We start from the raw sequence: 14,237 nt of genomic DNA on the forward strand, positions 1-14,237 counted from the left end.
CCTCTTACAGCCAAATTATACATCAGACGCCAATAACTATCAACTCATGCTGCCGATGGATATTGGCGACCTCATCCCGCCAGATGATTCGGTCCGGTTACTCAGCGCGGCGCTTGAAAGGATGGATTACAAAACACTATACGCCGCGTACTCCCGAATGGGTAGAATCGAGACCTCGCCGAAACGTCTCTTTAAAATCTTAGTCTATGGCTACATGAATGGTATCTATTCCAGCCGTAAACTCGAACAAGCCTGCCGTCGTGACGTAAACTTTATGTACCTTTTAGGACGGGAAAAAGCTCCCGATCACGCCACCATCGCCCGCTTTCGCAGTCAACGGCTCAAAGAGGTCATCGACGATCTATTTGCCCAACTGGTACGCCTTTTAGCCGATGTGCGGGAACTGTCTTTATCCAGCGTCTTTATTGATGGAACCAAACTAGAAGCCAATGCCAACCGCTACAGCTTTGTCTGGAAAAAATCCACCCAAAAACACGAACAAAAATTGCAAGAAGCCATGAAACGAGAATTACCGGCGCTGGTAAAAGAATTCAACCTCCGATGGTATCTGGGAGAGACCATTAAAGTCCAGCACCTAAAGAAACTGAGAAAACGCCTCAAAACTTTGCAACAACAAGAAGGCATCCTCTTCGTCTATGGTAGAGGCCAACGAAAATCCCCCTTGCAGCGAGCCTTGGAAACAGTGGAAGAATATCTTGTCCGCCAAAAGCGCTATGATGATTACAACCACAGCTTAGGAGACCGCAACAGCTTCTCCAAGACCGACAGAGACGCCACCTTTATGCGAATGAAAGAAGACCACATGAAAAATGGACAGCTCAAACCAGGCTACAATGCTACCGTGGCCGTCGATGCGGAATATATTGTCGCTGCCAGGATTTCTCCGGAACGAAGCGACAGTCAGACCCTCATTCCCCTCTTACAAGAATTGAAAAAGCGAGGCTATACCAAGCCGGTAGCCGATGCCGGATTTGAAAGTGAAGAAAACTATACCTGGTGCGAAGAAAACGGGCAAACCGCCTTCATAAAACCCGCCAACTATGAACAGGCCAAGACTAAAAGATATAAAAGCGATATCGGCAAACGAGAAAACATGCCCTATGATGCCGACAGTGACAGCTATCGTTGCCACAAGGGACATCCGATCCGCGCAGCCTATGAGAAAAAAACGAAATCAAAAGCTGGCTATACCATCGTAACTACCGTCTATACCTGCACGGAATGTGCCGGCTGCCTGCATAAAGCGCAGTGTATCAAAGGAACCAGCAAGATCCCGCTGGAGGACCGGAACAAAAACCTGTATGTCTCCAAACCCTTTCTCAGACAGCGCCAAGAAATGCAGGCTCGTATTCAAAGTCCGGAAGGAATCCTGTTGCGCATGAATCGCTCCATTCAGGTAGAGGGGGCCTTCGGAGTCCTAAAACAAGACATGAACTTCCGGCGATTTTTACTAAGAGGAACAATCCAGGTAACAACTGAGTTCTTGCTTTTGTGCATGGGATACAATCTAAACAAACTCCACAACAAAATTCAAAGTAGTCGCTGTGGAAGTCATTTACATCGTTTGAAAGCAGCCTAACCATACGATATTGAAATTCTGTTCGGGGGAAGAGGCTTCCTCTATTTTCTCATGTCCCAAAAACCGGTGACAAGGTCTTTTTTCTTTATCCCAAAAGGATTCTGCTCCTTCATTTACAAAAAACGGGGATGTCGCTTGCGTTTTTGCTAAAAACGTTTTGCGACACCCCCTTTGCGGGGATTAACGCAAAGGATTTGCAGTTAGTGAGGGAGGTCAGAAAAATAGCAGCAGAAAGGCATTGCAGATACAAGCGTAGAGGATAGAGCCCTGATTCTATCTCTGGGCATGGGGGGCGACGGACTGGTGAATAATTTGGCGATAAGGCACGCTTATAAGGTACACTTCAAGTTATACTCGGACATCAAATCCAGCCAGTGCGACACAGGCTGTTCTGATAATTTGCCGGGATGGACAACTGCATAGGTGATCCAGCGGGGCGGCGGATTAGCACCGGTAAGCGGTATTTCGACGATGGTATTGGCGTTTAATTCAGCGGCGACGGCCGCCCTGCTTAATATAGCAGGACCTAGCCCTTGCTTGACTAGCGCCAGAATCAACTGCGCAGTATCGATTTGCACCTGAAATAGTTGATTTGGCGGCAGAATTTCATGAATCCACTGTGTAAACGCTCCTGACCAGTTATGATACAACAAATTCATTTGGCTCAATTCGCTGACTGATACCTCGGCATGGCAAGCCAGTGGATGTTGCGGATGAACAACCAAAACAAAATCCTCCTCATGGCAGGCGTATACCTTAAACCTGCTTAAGCGAGGCGGCTGGTAAACCAGGGCGATATCAATGACTCCGTCAACCAGCCGCTGCAATACGTCTAAGGAGTGTCCAGTGGTCGCCTTAAACGATATCCGGGGGTATCGGACAAGATATTCCTGCAAAACGGGAAAAAGGATATTGCGCCAAATGGAATCCACACTGCCGACAACAAGCCGCCCTTCAAAGGAGGTTGTAGACTTCGCCTTGAATTTGCCTTCCTCGTATAAGCGCAGCATTCTTTCGGCATAAGGCAGGAAGACCGCCCCCGCTTCGGTTAATTCCACTTTCTGTTTGCTGCGCAAAAATAGCTGTTCGCCAACATCTTTTTCCAATTCGCGGACGCGAGTCGTTACAGTTGACTGAACAATATGCTGTAATTCCGCTGTCTTAGAAAAATTCTTCGTCTGCGCCAGGATCAACAGTGTTCGCAATAGCTCAATTTCCATACAATCCGCTCCTAATGAAAATTTTCGATTAAACTGATTAATTTAATTCGTTAGAAAAATCTCAAATCCTTTTATATACTTAATTCAGGCTGGAATGGATGCATGGCGACAGCAAAAATCAGATTAAGGGGGCAAAAGCATGTTTTGGTTGGAACTCGTTGTTTTATTCTCTATGCTGGTAATTGGCGCAAGGCGCGGCGGCCTGTTTCTGGGAATGGCGGGTGGAGCGGGTATGGCGATTCTGGTGTTCGGCTTTCAGTTAACGCCGGCCAATCCGCCCATCAATGTAATTTTAATTATCGCCACGGTGATTCTGGCGGCTGGTTCCATGCAGGCAGCCGGCGGCATGGACTACATGGTCGATCTGGCTGAACGCCTGCTAAGGAAAAATCCAAAGAATATTACCTTTCTGGCTCCGCTGGTAGTGTATTTGTTTTGTTTTATGTCAGGTACTGGCTATGTAGCCTTCAGCCTTCTTCCTGTCATCGCAGAAGTGGCGCGCGAATCAGGTGTTCGCCCGGAGCGACCTCTGTCGATCGTAGCGGCGGCCTCGCAGCAAGCGGTTATTGCCAGCCCGATATCGGCGGCTACCGCGGTCATGATCGGCGTTTTCCTGCCCTTAAATATTGGCTTGGTAGATATTCTGAAAGTCATCATCCCCGCCACGCTTACCGGTGTGGTTGCCGGCGCCTTGTATGCAAGCCGGATGGGAAAGGACCTGGATAAAGATCCGGAATATCTGGAGCGGGTTGCCAAAGGCGAAGTTCCTCCATTGGCCAATAAGACGTATCACAAAAAACGGTTTGCACCGGAAGCAAAGCTCTCTGTCCTGCTGTTTCTGCTGGGCACTGCCGCCATCGTCCTGTTTGGCACTTTCCCGGGCTTGCGCCCGGTATTGAATCACGGCGGCACAATGCAGCCTCTGGCTATGCCTGCGACGATTGAAATGGTCATGCTGGTAGTTGCAACCATCATCGTTGTGTTCTGTAAAGTCAATGTGGGGAAGATCAGTGAGGGATCCGTCTTTAAATCCGGCATGATCGGAGTGTTGGTGGTGTTTGGCGTGGCCTGGATGAGTGAGACCATGGTCAATGCCAACAGCAGCCTGATCAAAGACAGTGTTCAAGCTGCCGTGACCGCGTATCCCTGGATGTTCGTATTTGCTGTTTTTGCTGTGGATGTCCTGATCGCCAGCCAGTCTGTGTCAGCTGCTGCCATGATGCCGCTGGGAGTTATGCTGGGAGTTCCTGCCACCGCGTTAATCGGCATGTATCCTGCGGTAAACAGTCACTTCTTCCTACCCACTTCTACCATTCAGGTTACCAGCGTAGCTCTGGACAGCACAAAAACCACCAAAATCGGCAAGTTTGTTTTGAATCATAGCTTTATGATGCCTGGCTTTGTAACGATGGCTGCTGCTATTCTGGCCGGGTTTTTGCTAGCCGAAGTGTTTCTTGGTTAAGTCACAAAAATGTAAAACCGGAGGTATCTGTTTCAATGTATTCAATCAATCCTTATCTAAAAAAGATGTATTGCCTGCGGTGCGGGAAAGAATATCCGGTTGCCGATTATTATAGCGGCTGCCCGGCATGCGCCGCCGAAGCTCACCCGGTTAACCTGTCCATGCGCTATGAGGGTGAACAAACTATCCGTACAGATGAAAGGCGCCTGCTGCGTTACCAGGAGTTTTTGCCGTATGTATCGTTTCCTTCTCTTGGCGAAGGCAACACGCCGGTCATTGAGACGAAACGCCTGGCTGACAGGTTTAGTTTACAGGCCGTTTATATCAAAAATGAATTCCAGAATCCTACCGGATCGCATAAGGACCGGATGAGCCCGCTGGCTGTTGCCCGGGCGGTCAGCCTGAATAAAAAGTGCGTTGTCGCCGCTTCCTCCGGCAATGCGGGAGCATCGCTGGCCGCGTATGCCGCCGCTGCAGGCATTCAATGCAAAATCATTACCACTAAAAAGATGAATCCGATTTGGAAAAAAGCAATAGAACTTCCCGGCGCGGAATTGGTAATTATGAATACACCGCAAGAACGTTGGCCGTATATGCAAAAAATGGTGGAGCAGGAAGACTGGTATCCGGTTACGAACTTTGTCAGTCCGCCGGTAGGAAGCAATCCGTTTGGCATTCAGGGATATAAAACTCTGGCTTATGAGCTTTACGAAGACTTTGGCGACCGGATTCCCGCCTATATTCTGGTGCCTTCCTGCCGGGCAGATTTACTTTGGGGAATCTTTGAAGGATTTCACGATCTGGTCAATACCGGTTTATTGGCGCAGCTTCCGCATTTGATTGCAGTTGAGCCCTTTTCCAGGATTAGCCGGGTTCTGGCCGGAGAGGACTATCGGAGCACTTTTAAAGGGGACAGTTCGGCAACCGTGTCTATCGGCGGCGACACGATTACCTATCAGGCGATTGCGGCTATTGAACATTCCCGCGGCGGCACCGCTGATATTGAACAGAGGGAGGTTGCTGCATATCAGCAGGAGCTCGCCAGGGAAGGATTCTATCTCGAAAGCTCTGCTGCCACTATCCTGGGAGCGCTCAACCAGCTTACTGCGGATAAAACCATTCCGCAAGGTGCACGCGTGCTGATGGTTGCCACTTCCAGCGGCTACAAGGATGTTCCCTGACACAACACGGTTCTTTCAATCTGACACCCGGTGATGACAGGCGGGTTCCAGATTGGAAAGAAAAAGTAACACCCTTTGAATACATGTTCACAACGTCGAAACGAACTTCTATGCGGAATTTCTTTTTCCTGACAAGGCAAACCTCCAGCCGCAATTCTATCCTGCGGCTGGAGGCTTTTCCTTTCAATGTTTTACTGCTGTGGGTCTGATCCGATGGATTGTTATAATAGATGGGCTGGTGGTGCCTTACAGTAAAGAATAGAGGATCGCTGACCCGGTTATAACCAGGAAGATTCCTCCCGTTATAGGAAAGATACGGGTGATCATACAATGAAGTCCGGAAGATTTCTGAAGTGTCAGCTTTTCTTTTAGCGACCATACCAGGAAAGCAACGATGCCCAGGCTTACGCCCATACCGGCAGCGAAGGAAATGATTAATAGGATTCCCTGCCAAATAAGACCTAACGTTAAGCAGAATATCAATATTACACTCGTGACCGGACAGGGTACGACACCAATAGAAAGAACAACGAAAAGCGGCTTTCCCGATCGCCTGGATGATATTTGCTCCAGATCAAAACGTCTCTTGCTTACCAGCGGAGCAAGCAAAGCCAGGCCAATACCTATCACTAAAATCGCCGCGGCAATTTGCAAATAAACATTAAGTTGCTGCGTAGTTCCTGTTGCAAATTCCCCTAATACGATGTAGGTGCCGCCGACAATCAATGCAGAGGTTAGCGCATGTAAGGCTGCGGCAGAAATGGAAACCAATAAAATAGTACCTAAGCTTCGCTGCTGTGCCGCAACCCAGCTGGAAATAATGGATTTTCCATGACCGGGTCCCAGCGCATGGACAACACCATAGATAAATGAAGGGAGCAATAAAGGAAAGAGCGATAGAGGATCTTTTTGCTGTTTTAAATCTTTTATTTTTATTGCAATCTCTTTATTCAAATTTTGCTGTAACTTTGTAAGCTTAGAAAACAAGGTGTTATGGTGAAATATATTGCTTACTTGCTGTGAAATCGTTTCAATTGTCGTTGCTGTTTTTATTTGATATGAAACTGAAAAGGCATTCGTCATGGATAAAAAGAGGATAAAAGCCAAAATTAGAAAGACGAGTGCTAATCGCATTTTCATAAATTGCCTCATTTTTACCATAAGAGAGAAATTTTAAAAATATAATTTTCAATTTGTTGGCGCAATGAGAGAGGGATGCCGTTTGGATCGATTACTTGGAAATTTTCCAGTTGCACATCAAAGTCATTATATGTTGTAGGATCGTTAAACCAAATTCGAAAGGAGTTGTTGACGTTTTGATTGATATTTAAAGTGAACCTGCAGCGTAAAATTCCGTCCACAAAATCTGCCCTAAAATCAGCGGGGATTAAGTCATCAATGACTCTGCCATCTATTTCGACAAAAGTATAATACCCAGTTCGATCGGCTTGGCCGCCATTTGCCAGCAATTGTGTTTTGGGAAAGAGAAGATTCCAGATTTCTGCAGTGTTAGAACCACCGCATTCTAAAAACAGTGATGAAGACATAGCATCAAGCTCCCATTCCACATTGATCTGTGAAACGAAATGATTATTGTCATCAATGTTGCTTTAGGGGTAATGAACACGTGCGGATGTGCTTGTGCCTGGGGAATGATCAGCAAGATAGTAAAAAAAACAGCAATGATCCATGCCTTTTTCAAACAAACGTCTCCTCTTATCAATATTTTTTAAACTGGTCAATCAGTAAACAATTAATATTACTATTTATGATTATATGTTATTCGACTCAGAACTGACAATATCATTGGCGCATGTATAGAGCATTATCTTATCCATCCTCTGCAAAAAGTGAGAAGAAATTTTGGGTTCGGCCGGGAAGCTAAACAAATGCCAATTTGGTGGGGGCGTGGTGAAGCCGTCCGATGCTATGGTGAAAATAAAGCCAATTGTATTGGATGGCTGTTTTTTTGCCTAAAAAATACTTGTTTTTAGTCATAATTAGAACACGTTAGACATAGCATCAAATAAGAATAATACTAACTAGTATTATTCTTATTTGATATTGTGTTTTTAGGAGGAAGAACGTGGAACAGAGGATACCGTTAGATATTGTATCAGGCTTTTTAGGAGCAGGTAAAACGACATTGATATTAAAAATGCTAAAGGAACGTAAGGGAGATGAGAAAATCTTTATCTTAGAAAATGAATATGGTAAGGCTGGCATTGACGGGATCTTACTGTCAGGCAATAATGCCGAAATCAAAGAAATTTATTCTGGATGTATATGTTGTTCATTGAAAGGTGAATTTACCCAGGTCTTAAAGCAAGTTATTTCTAATATAAAGCCGGGGAGAATTATGATTGAACCCACCGGCATCGGCAAGTTGTCCGAGGTATTGAAAATTGTGCAGCAGCCTTGCTTTCGCGAAACGATCGTTATTGATTATGTGATAACCGTAGTAGATGTACATGAAGTATACAATTATTTGAGAAATTTCGGTGAGTTCTATAAAGACCAAATTTATCACGCTAAAATCATAGTCCTAAGTAAAACGCAGGGAATTCCAACTCCCCAAATTCAAGAGATCGTAAATTTGATTCGGGGACATAATTCATCGGCTAAGGTAGTAACCAGTCCTTGGGATCAATTAGATATTCAGGAGATTTTACAAGAAGAGAAACCATATGAAGAACCAAACAAGAACGAGACTGCTATTTCACCGAAAAAACTTAATTACACCAGAAAACAAGCGGTATCTTCCCGAACCTGCAATCACCATCCAGGAGCGGCGGATATATTGGATAATGTTTCATGGAAGGGGCTGCGAGTTTTTTCTATCTCATCGATAAATGCTGTACTCTCTGCTATTAGCACAGGACAATATGGTCAGATTTTGCGGGCAAAGGGAATCGTTGCCGGAAAAAAAGACTGGATTCATTTTGAATATGTGAATGGCAAATGGCAATGCAATACTACGGAGCCGTTAAAGCTCGGGAGAGCGGTGTTTATAGGAAAAAATTTGCTCTCTGAGAAACTGCTGAAACTGGTTGAAGGCCCGTCCAATGCCGAAAGTTGTTGATATTGTTCAGGGGTTTATTGGATCGGGAAAAACTACATTAATAAACAGTCTCATTGAAAAGGTTTTTCCGCATGAGAGAATTCTTGTTGTTTTAACTGAGTGGGGTAACACTCAGGTTGTTCAAATGGATTCGCGGATTATGACGTACTCATGGAACTGTCAAAAAGGGTTTCCTATGATTGCAATACGAAAAATTGTTAGAATGGGACCCTCCCAAAGAATAATATTTGAAGTAAATGGCCTGGCTTCGGGGGGTGAACTAATGGATGTTTTAATGCAGCTAGCAAATGAAGGCAGTATTTGCCTGGGAGCAAAGATGGCTGTTTTTGATGGGAGAAAATATGATTTATTGGGTGAATCTTTTCAAGATATTCTTTATAAAGTCGCGGTAAATAGTGATGGCTTCTGGATCAATAATGCGAATAAAAATATATGCAGGTGGTTAACCACAATCAACTCAAGGGCTCATCAGAGCACAGGGAACGACTTAACCAAGTGGTACGATCGAGTCGCAAACTCGGGACAAAGAAAAATAATAAGGGAACTTATCATATGCATTATCGGTCCTGTAATAGTATATTTAATTATTTTTCTTGCTGTCTCTAAATAAAGTCTATTATTCGAAGTTCCTGCAAACGTTTTGATTTGCAGGAACTTTTATATTTGTAGGGTAATTTTTCATATGAATGTGAATGGTATTGCGGAAGTAAAAGCGGCTGGAAAGTTGTTTTCCAATATGAATATTACATATGCACGAACGAAAGGATGAAAATACCTGCCAAATCCGTATGGATTCGGCAGGCGTTTTGGTGAATATGGTACTGCTGACAGCGAACCCCGCAGAGTGCCGCAGGTAAAGCCGAGTAGGCCGCTGTCGCGTAAAACACCCGGCTCGCCGGTATCCGGTCAACTGGTATACAGACCCTGCGATGCTGGCGCCGGTTCCCCCGAGGCCAAGAGAAATGATCAAATATCCGGAAGGGGAAAACTATATCAGTCTTACAACCGTCATATACGTGCTTGCACCACCAAGAAGGGTGGCCGCTCCGAGCAGGCCGAACAACTGCAGCGTCAGTGTATCGCCCGCGGTTAGAGGAACGATAAAGGACGTAGATAGACTGTCTGCTGCAATGAGGGGGGTAACTATCGAAGCCGCTATCGGTGTGCCGTTCTGCAATACCCGTGAAGAAACCAGCAGCGCCGCCGTTGTGCTTACTGCATAACTGACCAGATATTCTCCCGTTGTTGGTACGGTGAATTCAGTATCCGTACCATCTACCGTGAACGTGTTCAGGTTCTGATTGTCTGGCAGGGGTACATCGGTACCGCCCAGTACAACAGCGATGACAGCCGAAGTTGTATTGGCCGTTGACATGCTGTCGCTCGTGATCGCGGGACCTGTGGCTCCGGTCGTTCCTGTAGCCCCAGTGTCACCGGTAGACCCAGCAGCGCCTGTGGCCCCGGCAATGCCGGTAGCCCCAATGTCACCAGCAACGCCTGCGGCCCCGGTGGCGCCTGTAGCTCCAACGTCACCGGTAGCGCCTGTGGCTCCGGTGGCGCCTGTAGCTCCAATGTCACCGGTAACGCCTGTGGCTCCGGTGGCGCCTGTAGCTCCAATGTCACCGGTAGCGCCTGTGGCTCCGGTGGCGCCTGTAGCTCCAATGTCACCGGTAACGCCTGTGGCTCCGGTGGCGCCTGTAGCTCCAACGTCACCGGTAGCGCCGGTGGTTCCAGTAGCCCCTGTGGGTCCGATACTGGGGACGTCATCCTCCACGACAACAAGAGCGGCTTTGAGTGGTACCGTTGTGGGGAAAATGACGGTGGATGAACTGGTATTAACCAGAGAGGCTGTAACCGGTGCCGCTACAACTTCGATGATCCCTATTCCCGCGACTTCGCCTGTTTTGACGGGTGAATTTCCTTCCAGGAAATCTCCCTGGGAAGAAGAAAGGGAAAATACTACTCCGCTGGGAGATGGTGATGATTGTGTCGCCACCCACCAGTTGATAACATACCGTCCGGCTTCATTAAAAGTGATGACTCCGGTCAGGCTATTGTAACTGATGTTTCCGGCACTAAACACCACCGAGTCGAAAATAACATTGGCGGAAGCAGCTACTGAGCCTGCGGCCAAGCGTTCAATTTGCAATGCTATGTCGCTCATCTCAGATCTCCTATACGATTTTTTAATCGTAACAGTTATAACTATATTGAATTCTGTTACAATACATAGTATTTATAAGGCGAGATGATCGTGCATGCCTCTTGAGAAAAAGTGTTAATGTTTTATGAAAACTAGACTGGACCGCTGTATGGAACCTACTTTTCGCCGCTATACCCGATACTGAGAACCGTATCGTCCGAACGGCGAAAAGGGGCTTAATCTTTGTGTGCTAAGATATTTTCGGGCTTTATTCAGGGCTGCTTTTGAGTATCACAAAAAAAGAGTGTAAATAGTAAATATTTGCAGGAACTTTTGCATCTATAAGGTAATTTTATTTTATGGAGTCTAACAAAATTTTTGGCTCGGAAGACCGTCCGGTGAGTTCTGTGAAGATGCTGAGCAAGACTATATTCTTACCCCTCGTCCCTTTTACTGCAAACAACACCGACACTGACCCCTGTTTTGACAATAGCAAAGCAGGGGCTTTGTATGGCTATATAAATGTCGCAGGAGGTTTTTAAGATGTTATCCTTGTGAAAAGTTGAGATTACAACGAAAGGAATAATTGGATTGATTTCAGACTCCGCCTGATTTCAGGAACGGAGTATACTCAGAAGCCGGAAACGTGAAGATGACAACCTATAATCGGAGTATCTTGTAAATAATATTTATAGGAAAAGAGAGGAGAATTATAAAATGAAAAAAAGTATGATATGTTTAATGACGATTGTCATGGTAATGTTAGGAGCAAATGTTGGGGTGGCTGCCCCGCAGAGCGGATCGCAAAGTAGTTCTATTGGAGTAATTGATGTAGATAGAATCATGGCAGAAAGTCCAAAAGTAAAGGCTTTGCAGGAGCAATTAAATCAGGTCGCGAAGAGTTATACCGACCAATTAGAAGCGGAAAAGCCAAATTTGTCACCGGAAGAATACGAGAAAAAACGAGAAATTGTGTATCAGAAATTTCTTAGGAAAAAACAGGAATTAGAAAAGCAGGTCGATCAAAGTTTAAAACAAGCCTTAGAAGCGGTGGCTAAAACAAAGAAACTCAGTTTAATCCTTTACAAAAATAGTGTAGCTTTCGGGGGTACGGATATAACCTCTGAAGTAATCAAAGTAATGAAATAGCGTATCTGTAAAATTATAAAAATCCTGCCGAATTCTTTAATTCGGCAGGATTTTTTACGATTATGTCTCTTATTTTGGCATAATGGGTTTAGTTTCCCGATGTGTCTGTCATTTACTCCAGCCTCTCATTATTTCTTTGCTTTTAAAACATTGAGAAGCAGGGCACTGACCACCGTCCCGGCAGCAATCGCCACTACGTACATAGCCAGATTTCCCACGGCATTGGGAATCGGGAGGACAAAGATACCGCCATGCGGCGCCCGCAGGGTGCAGCCAAATATCATGGACAGCGCCCCGGTAACCGCCGAACCGGTCATAATAGCCGGAATGACTTTAAAAGGATCGGCCGCGGCAAAAGGAATAGCGCCTTCGGTAATAAAGGAGATGCCCAAGACGGCCGCCGCCTTGCCGGCTTCTCTTTCTTCCACCGTATATTTATCTTTCGCCAGATAAGTGGCCAGCGCCAGGCTCAAAGGCGGCACCATTCCTGCCGCCATCACGGCCGCCATCGGTTCAAACACATTGCTTCCCAGCAGTCCGACGCCAAAGGTATAGGCTGCCTTATTGACCGGACCGCCCATATCAAAGGCCATCATCGCCCCGAGCGCCAGTCCCAGCAGGGCTGCATTGGTGGAGCCCATTCCCTGCAGTCCCGCGGTCAGGGTGTCCATAATCGCCTTCATGGGTGTACCGACAACATAAACCATCAATAAACCGACAACCGCGCTGGCCAAGAGAGGAATGATAAGTACCGGTTTTAAACCTTCCAGCGTTTTCGGCAGTTGAATCGATTTTTTCAAAAATTCGGCAACATAACCGGCGATAAATCCCGCGATAATCCCGCCTAAAAAACCTGCGCCCAGCTTGGATGCCAGCATACCGCCGATCAATCCCGGGGCGAGGCCCGGACGGTCGGCAATCGAATAGGCGATGAAACCTGCCAGGACGGGGACCATTAAAGCAAAGGCAGCTCCGCCGCCGATGTCCATTAAAGCGGCTGCCAAACTGCCCTTTTCCTGTGCCGCATTAATGCCGAAAACAAAGGATAAGGCAATCAGCAGTCCACCGGCGACAACTAATGGCAGCATATAGGATACACCGGTCATGAGGTGCTTGTAGGGGCCGGTTCTTTGCCGGGCCTGTTCCTGCTTGCTATCAGCGATTTGCTCCAGATAGCCTCCCGAATTTTTTGCCGTTTGAAAAGCCGCTTCAATTACTTCTTTGCCGCTTTTAATGGCCGCCGCAGTCGATGTCGTATATAACCGTTTCCCGTTAAAACGTTCTTTGTCAATCTTGGTATCGGCGGCAATGATCACCACATCGGCTTCCCTGATTTCTTCCGGCGTCAGCCCGTTCTCTACCCCGACCGAACCCGCCGTCTCTACTTTAATACTATGGCCCAATGCTCCGGCCGCCTGGGACAAACTTTCCGCAGCCATAAACGTATGGGCAATACCGGTGGGGCAAGCTGTAACCGCAACAATTTTACTCATGATATTACTCCTCCCCTAATCAGTATCGTAAAAGGCAACCGGTCTGTCTTTAGCCTTCCTGCTCGGCAATCACCTCCAGGATTGCGCCGGCATCTTCCGCTGAGCGCAATGCGGTTAAAAAGGACCCATGCATTAACATGCGGGCCAGTTTGGCCAGGGCGCGCAAATGAAGATCATCGCCGCCGGCCGGGGAAGCAATCAAAAAGAATAAGTCGGCCCTGGAGCCGTCTAAAGAAGCGACGTCAACCCCGTTGGCCAGACGGGCCATAGCCAGGGCTGGCACAGTGACCGCCGCCGATTTGGCGTGGGGTATGGCTACCCCGAACCCTACTCCGGTGGTACCCTGGCTTTCCCGGGCGGCAATATCGGCTAAATATTGTCTGACATCCTTCACAGCACCGGCAGCTTCCAGCTTATCCGCCAGCACTTTCCAGACATCCTCCTTATTGCCTGCTTCCAGGCCTAATACAATACAATCAGGTGATAACAGCTCCGTAATCTTCATGATGATTCCTCCTGTCAAACAAGGTAGCTAACGTTATTCTTTGTGATCGTTTGTGAACGATTATGACTATTTAAGCTTATTGTATAGATCGAAACCCAGCAAGTCAATATAAATCGATCATTTTGCCGGAATTTTCTTACTTTCAATGGGGAAATCCCTCCTGGACATGAATTGTTAAGCGGAGCGCGTGACGTTGCAAGGGTTTTCACCATAACCGTCATGACGAATCAAAGGGGGCGTCAATAAGCCTCGACCCCCGACATCCCCCTAAAAAATAGTAGAGTTTACCGACAAAATAGAACAAATCCAATTGACAAAAATGGAAGAATGAACTATTTTAAAAGTAAAGAATGTAATAATATCCAGATCCACGAGCACCGCAGCCGCTACAGCCTCACCTTC

Annotated in this window: 12 protein-coding genes; 6 read left to right on the forward strand and 6 right to left on the reverse strand. The window is 46.6% G+C overall.

Annotated elements, in window-relative coordinates:
* The first annotated feature begins 46 nt into the window (after nt 1–46).
* Nucleotides 47–1,600, forward strand: a complete 1,554-nt coding sequence (locus ALO_RS14985) for an IS1182 family transposase (RefSeq protein ID WP_050807029.1) — start codon at nt 47–49, stop codon at nt 1,598–1,600.
* A gap of 329 nt (nt 1,601–1,929) precedes the next feature.
* Here the strand turns inward: ALO_RS14985 and ALO_RS14990 are convergent, their stop codons facing one another.
* Nucleotides 1,930–2,820 (reverse strand): LysR family transcriptional regulator, encoded by an 891-nt coding sequence (locus tag ALO_RS14990; RefSeq protein ID WP_004097405.1) that lies wholly within the window; start codon nt 2,818–2,820, stop codon nt 1,930–1,932.
* Between the two features lie 139 nt (nt 2,821–2,959).
* On the opposite strand from ALO_RS14990, the gene ALO_RS14995 reads away from it, so the two are divergent.
* The gene (locus tag ALO_RS14995; RefSeq protein WP_004097407.1) at nt 2,960–4,282 is read left to right on the forward strand and encodes an anaerobic C4-dicarboxylate transporter family protein; all 1,323 of its coding nucleotides are present in this window, start codon (nt 2,960–2,962) and stop codon (nt 4,280–4,282) included.
* A 35-nt stretch (nt 4,283–4,317) separates the two neighbouring features.
* Nucleotides 4,318–5,463: a threonine synthase gene (locus ALO_RS15000; RefSeq protein WP_004097410.1), complete on the forward strand. Its 1,146-nt coding sequence runs from the start codon at nt 4,318–4,320 to the stop codon at nt 5,461–5,463.
* A 246-nt stretch (nt 5,464–5,709) separates the two neighbouring features.
* On the opposite strand, the gene ALO_RS15005 is transcribed toward ALO_RS15000, so the two are convergent.
* A complete protein-coding gene (locus tag ALO_RS15005; protein ID WP_004097412.1) occupies nt 5,710–6,603 on the reverse strand; it encodes a nickel/cobalt transporter in 894 nt (297 codons plus the stop codon).
* Between the two features lie 14 nt (nt 6,604–6,617).
* Entirely contained in the window at nt 6,618–7,067 is a 450-nt protein-coding gene (locus ALO_RS15010) for a DUF1007 family protein (RefSeq protein ID WP_139025415.1), read from the reverse strand.
* Between the two features lie 482 nt (nt 7,068–7,549).
* On the opposite strand from ALO_RS15010, the gene ALO_RS15015 reads away from it, so the two are divergent.
* The gene (locus ALO_RS15015; protein ID WP_004097418.1) at nt 7,550–8,545 is read left to right on the forward strand and encodes a CobW family GTP-binding protein; all 996 of its coding nucleotides are present in this window, start codon (nt 7,550–7,552) and stop codon (nt 8,543–8,545) included.
* Complete coding sequence (locus ALO_RS15020; protein ID WP_004097420.1) at nt 8,529–9,155, forward strand: GTP-binding protein; 627 nt, start codon at nt 8,529–8,531, stop codon at nt 9,153–9,155. Before ALO_RS15015 ends, ALO_RS15020 begins: the two co-directional genes overlap by 17 nt.
* Before the next feature lie 378 nt (nt 9,156–9,533).
* Here ALO_RS15020 and ALO_RS15025 read toward each other — a convergent pair whose 3' ends face one another.
* Nucleotides 9,534–10,709 (reverse strand): BclA C-terminal domain-containing protein, encoded by a 1,176-nt coding sequence (locus ALO_RS15025; protein ID WP_004097422.1) that lies wholly within the window; start codon nt 10,707–10,709, stop codon nt 9,534–9,536.
* Nucleotides 10,710–11,405: 696 nt separating this feature from the next.
* On the opposite strand from ALO_RS15025, the gene ALO_RS15030 reads away from it, so the two are divergent.
* Nucleotides 11,406–11,837: an OmpH/Skp family outer membrane protein gene (locus tag ALO_RS15030; RefSeq protein ID WP_004097427.1), complete on the forward strand. Its 432-nt coding sequence runs from the start codon at nt 11,406–11,408 to the stop codon at nt 11,835–11,837.
* Nucleotides 11,838–11,965: 128 nt separating this feature from the next.
* Here the strand turns inward: ALO_RS15030 and ALO_RS15035 are convergent, their stop codons facing one another.
* Nucleotides 11,966–13,330 (reverse strand): PTS fructose transporter subunit IIC, encoded by a 1,365-nt coding sequence (locus tag ALO_RS15035; protein ID WP_004097429.1) that lies wholly within the window; start codon nt 13,328–13,330, stop codon nt 11,966–11,968.
* A gap of 49 nt (nt 13,331–13,379) precedes the next feature.
* The gene (locus ALO_RS15040; protein ID WP_004097431.1) at nt 13,380–13,835 is read right to left on the reverse strand and encodes a PTS sugar transporter subunit IIA; all 456 of its coding nucleotides are present in this window, start codon (nt 13,833–13,835) and stop codon (nt 13,380–13,382) included.
* Nucleotides 13,836–14,237 lie beyond the last annotated feature (402 nt).

Origin of the sequence: Acetonema longum DSM 6540, assembly GCF_000219125.1 — a bacterium.
In the GTDB taxonomy this organism is placed as follows: domain Bacteria; phylum Bacillota; class Negativicutes; order Sporomusales; family Acetonemataceae; genus Acetonema; species Acetonema longum.

Coding starts and splice junctions, on each gene's coding strand:
- ALO_RS14985 (WP_050807029.1), top strand. CDS start 47: ATGCTGCCGATGGATATTGGCGACCTCATCCCGCCAGATGATTCGGTC.
- ALO_RS14990 (WP_004097405.1), bottom strand. CDS start 2,820: ATGGAAATTGAGCTATTGCGAACACTGTTGATCCTGGCGCAGACGAAG.
- ALO_RS14995 (WP_004097407.1), top strand. CDS start 2,960: ATGTTTTGGTTGGAACTCGTTGTTTTATTCTCTATGCTGGTAATTGGC.
- ALO_RS15000 (WP_004097410.1), top strand. CDS start 4,318: ATGTATTCAATCAATCCTTATCTAAAAAAGATGTATTGCCTGCGGTGC.
- ALO_RS15005 (WP_004097412.1), bottom strand. CDS start 6,603: ATGAAAATGCGATTAGCACTCGTCTTTCTAATTTTGGCTTTTATCCTC.
- ALO_RS15020 (WP_004097420.1), top strand. CDS start 8,529: ATGCCGAAAGTTGTTGATATTGTTCAGGGGTTTATTGGATCGGGAAAA.
- ALO_RS15025 (WP_004097422.1), bottom strand. CDS start 10,709: ATGAGCGACATAGCATTGCAAATTGAACGCTTGGCCGCAGGCTCAGTA.
- ALO_RS15030 (WP_004097427.1), top strand. CDS start 11,406: ATGAAAAAAAGTATGATATGTTTAATGACGATTGTCATGGTAATGTTA.
- ALO_RS15035 (WP_004097429.1), bottom strand. CDS start 13,330: ATGAGTAAAATTGTTGCGGTTACAGCTTGCCCCACCGGTATTGCCCAT.
- ALO_RS15040 (WP_004097431.1), bottom strand. CDS start 13,835: ATGAAGATTACGGAGCTGTTATCACCTGATTGTATTGTATTAGGCCTG.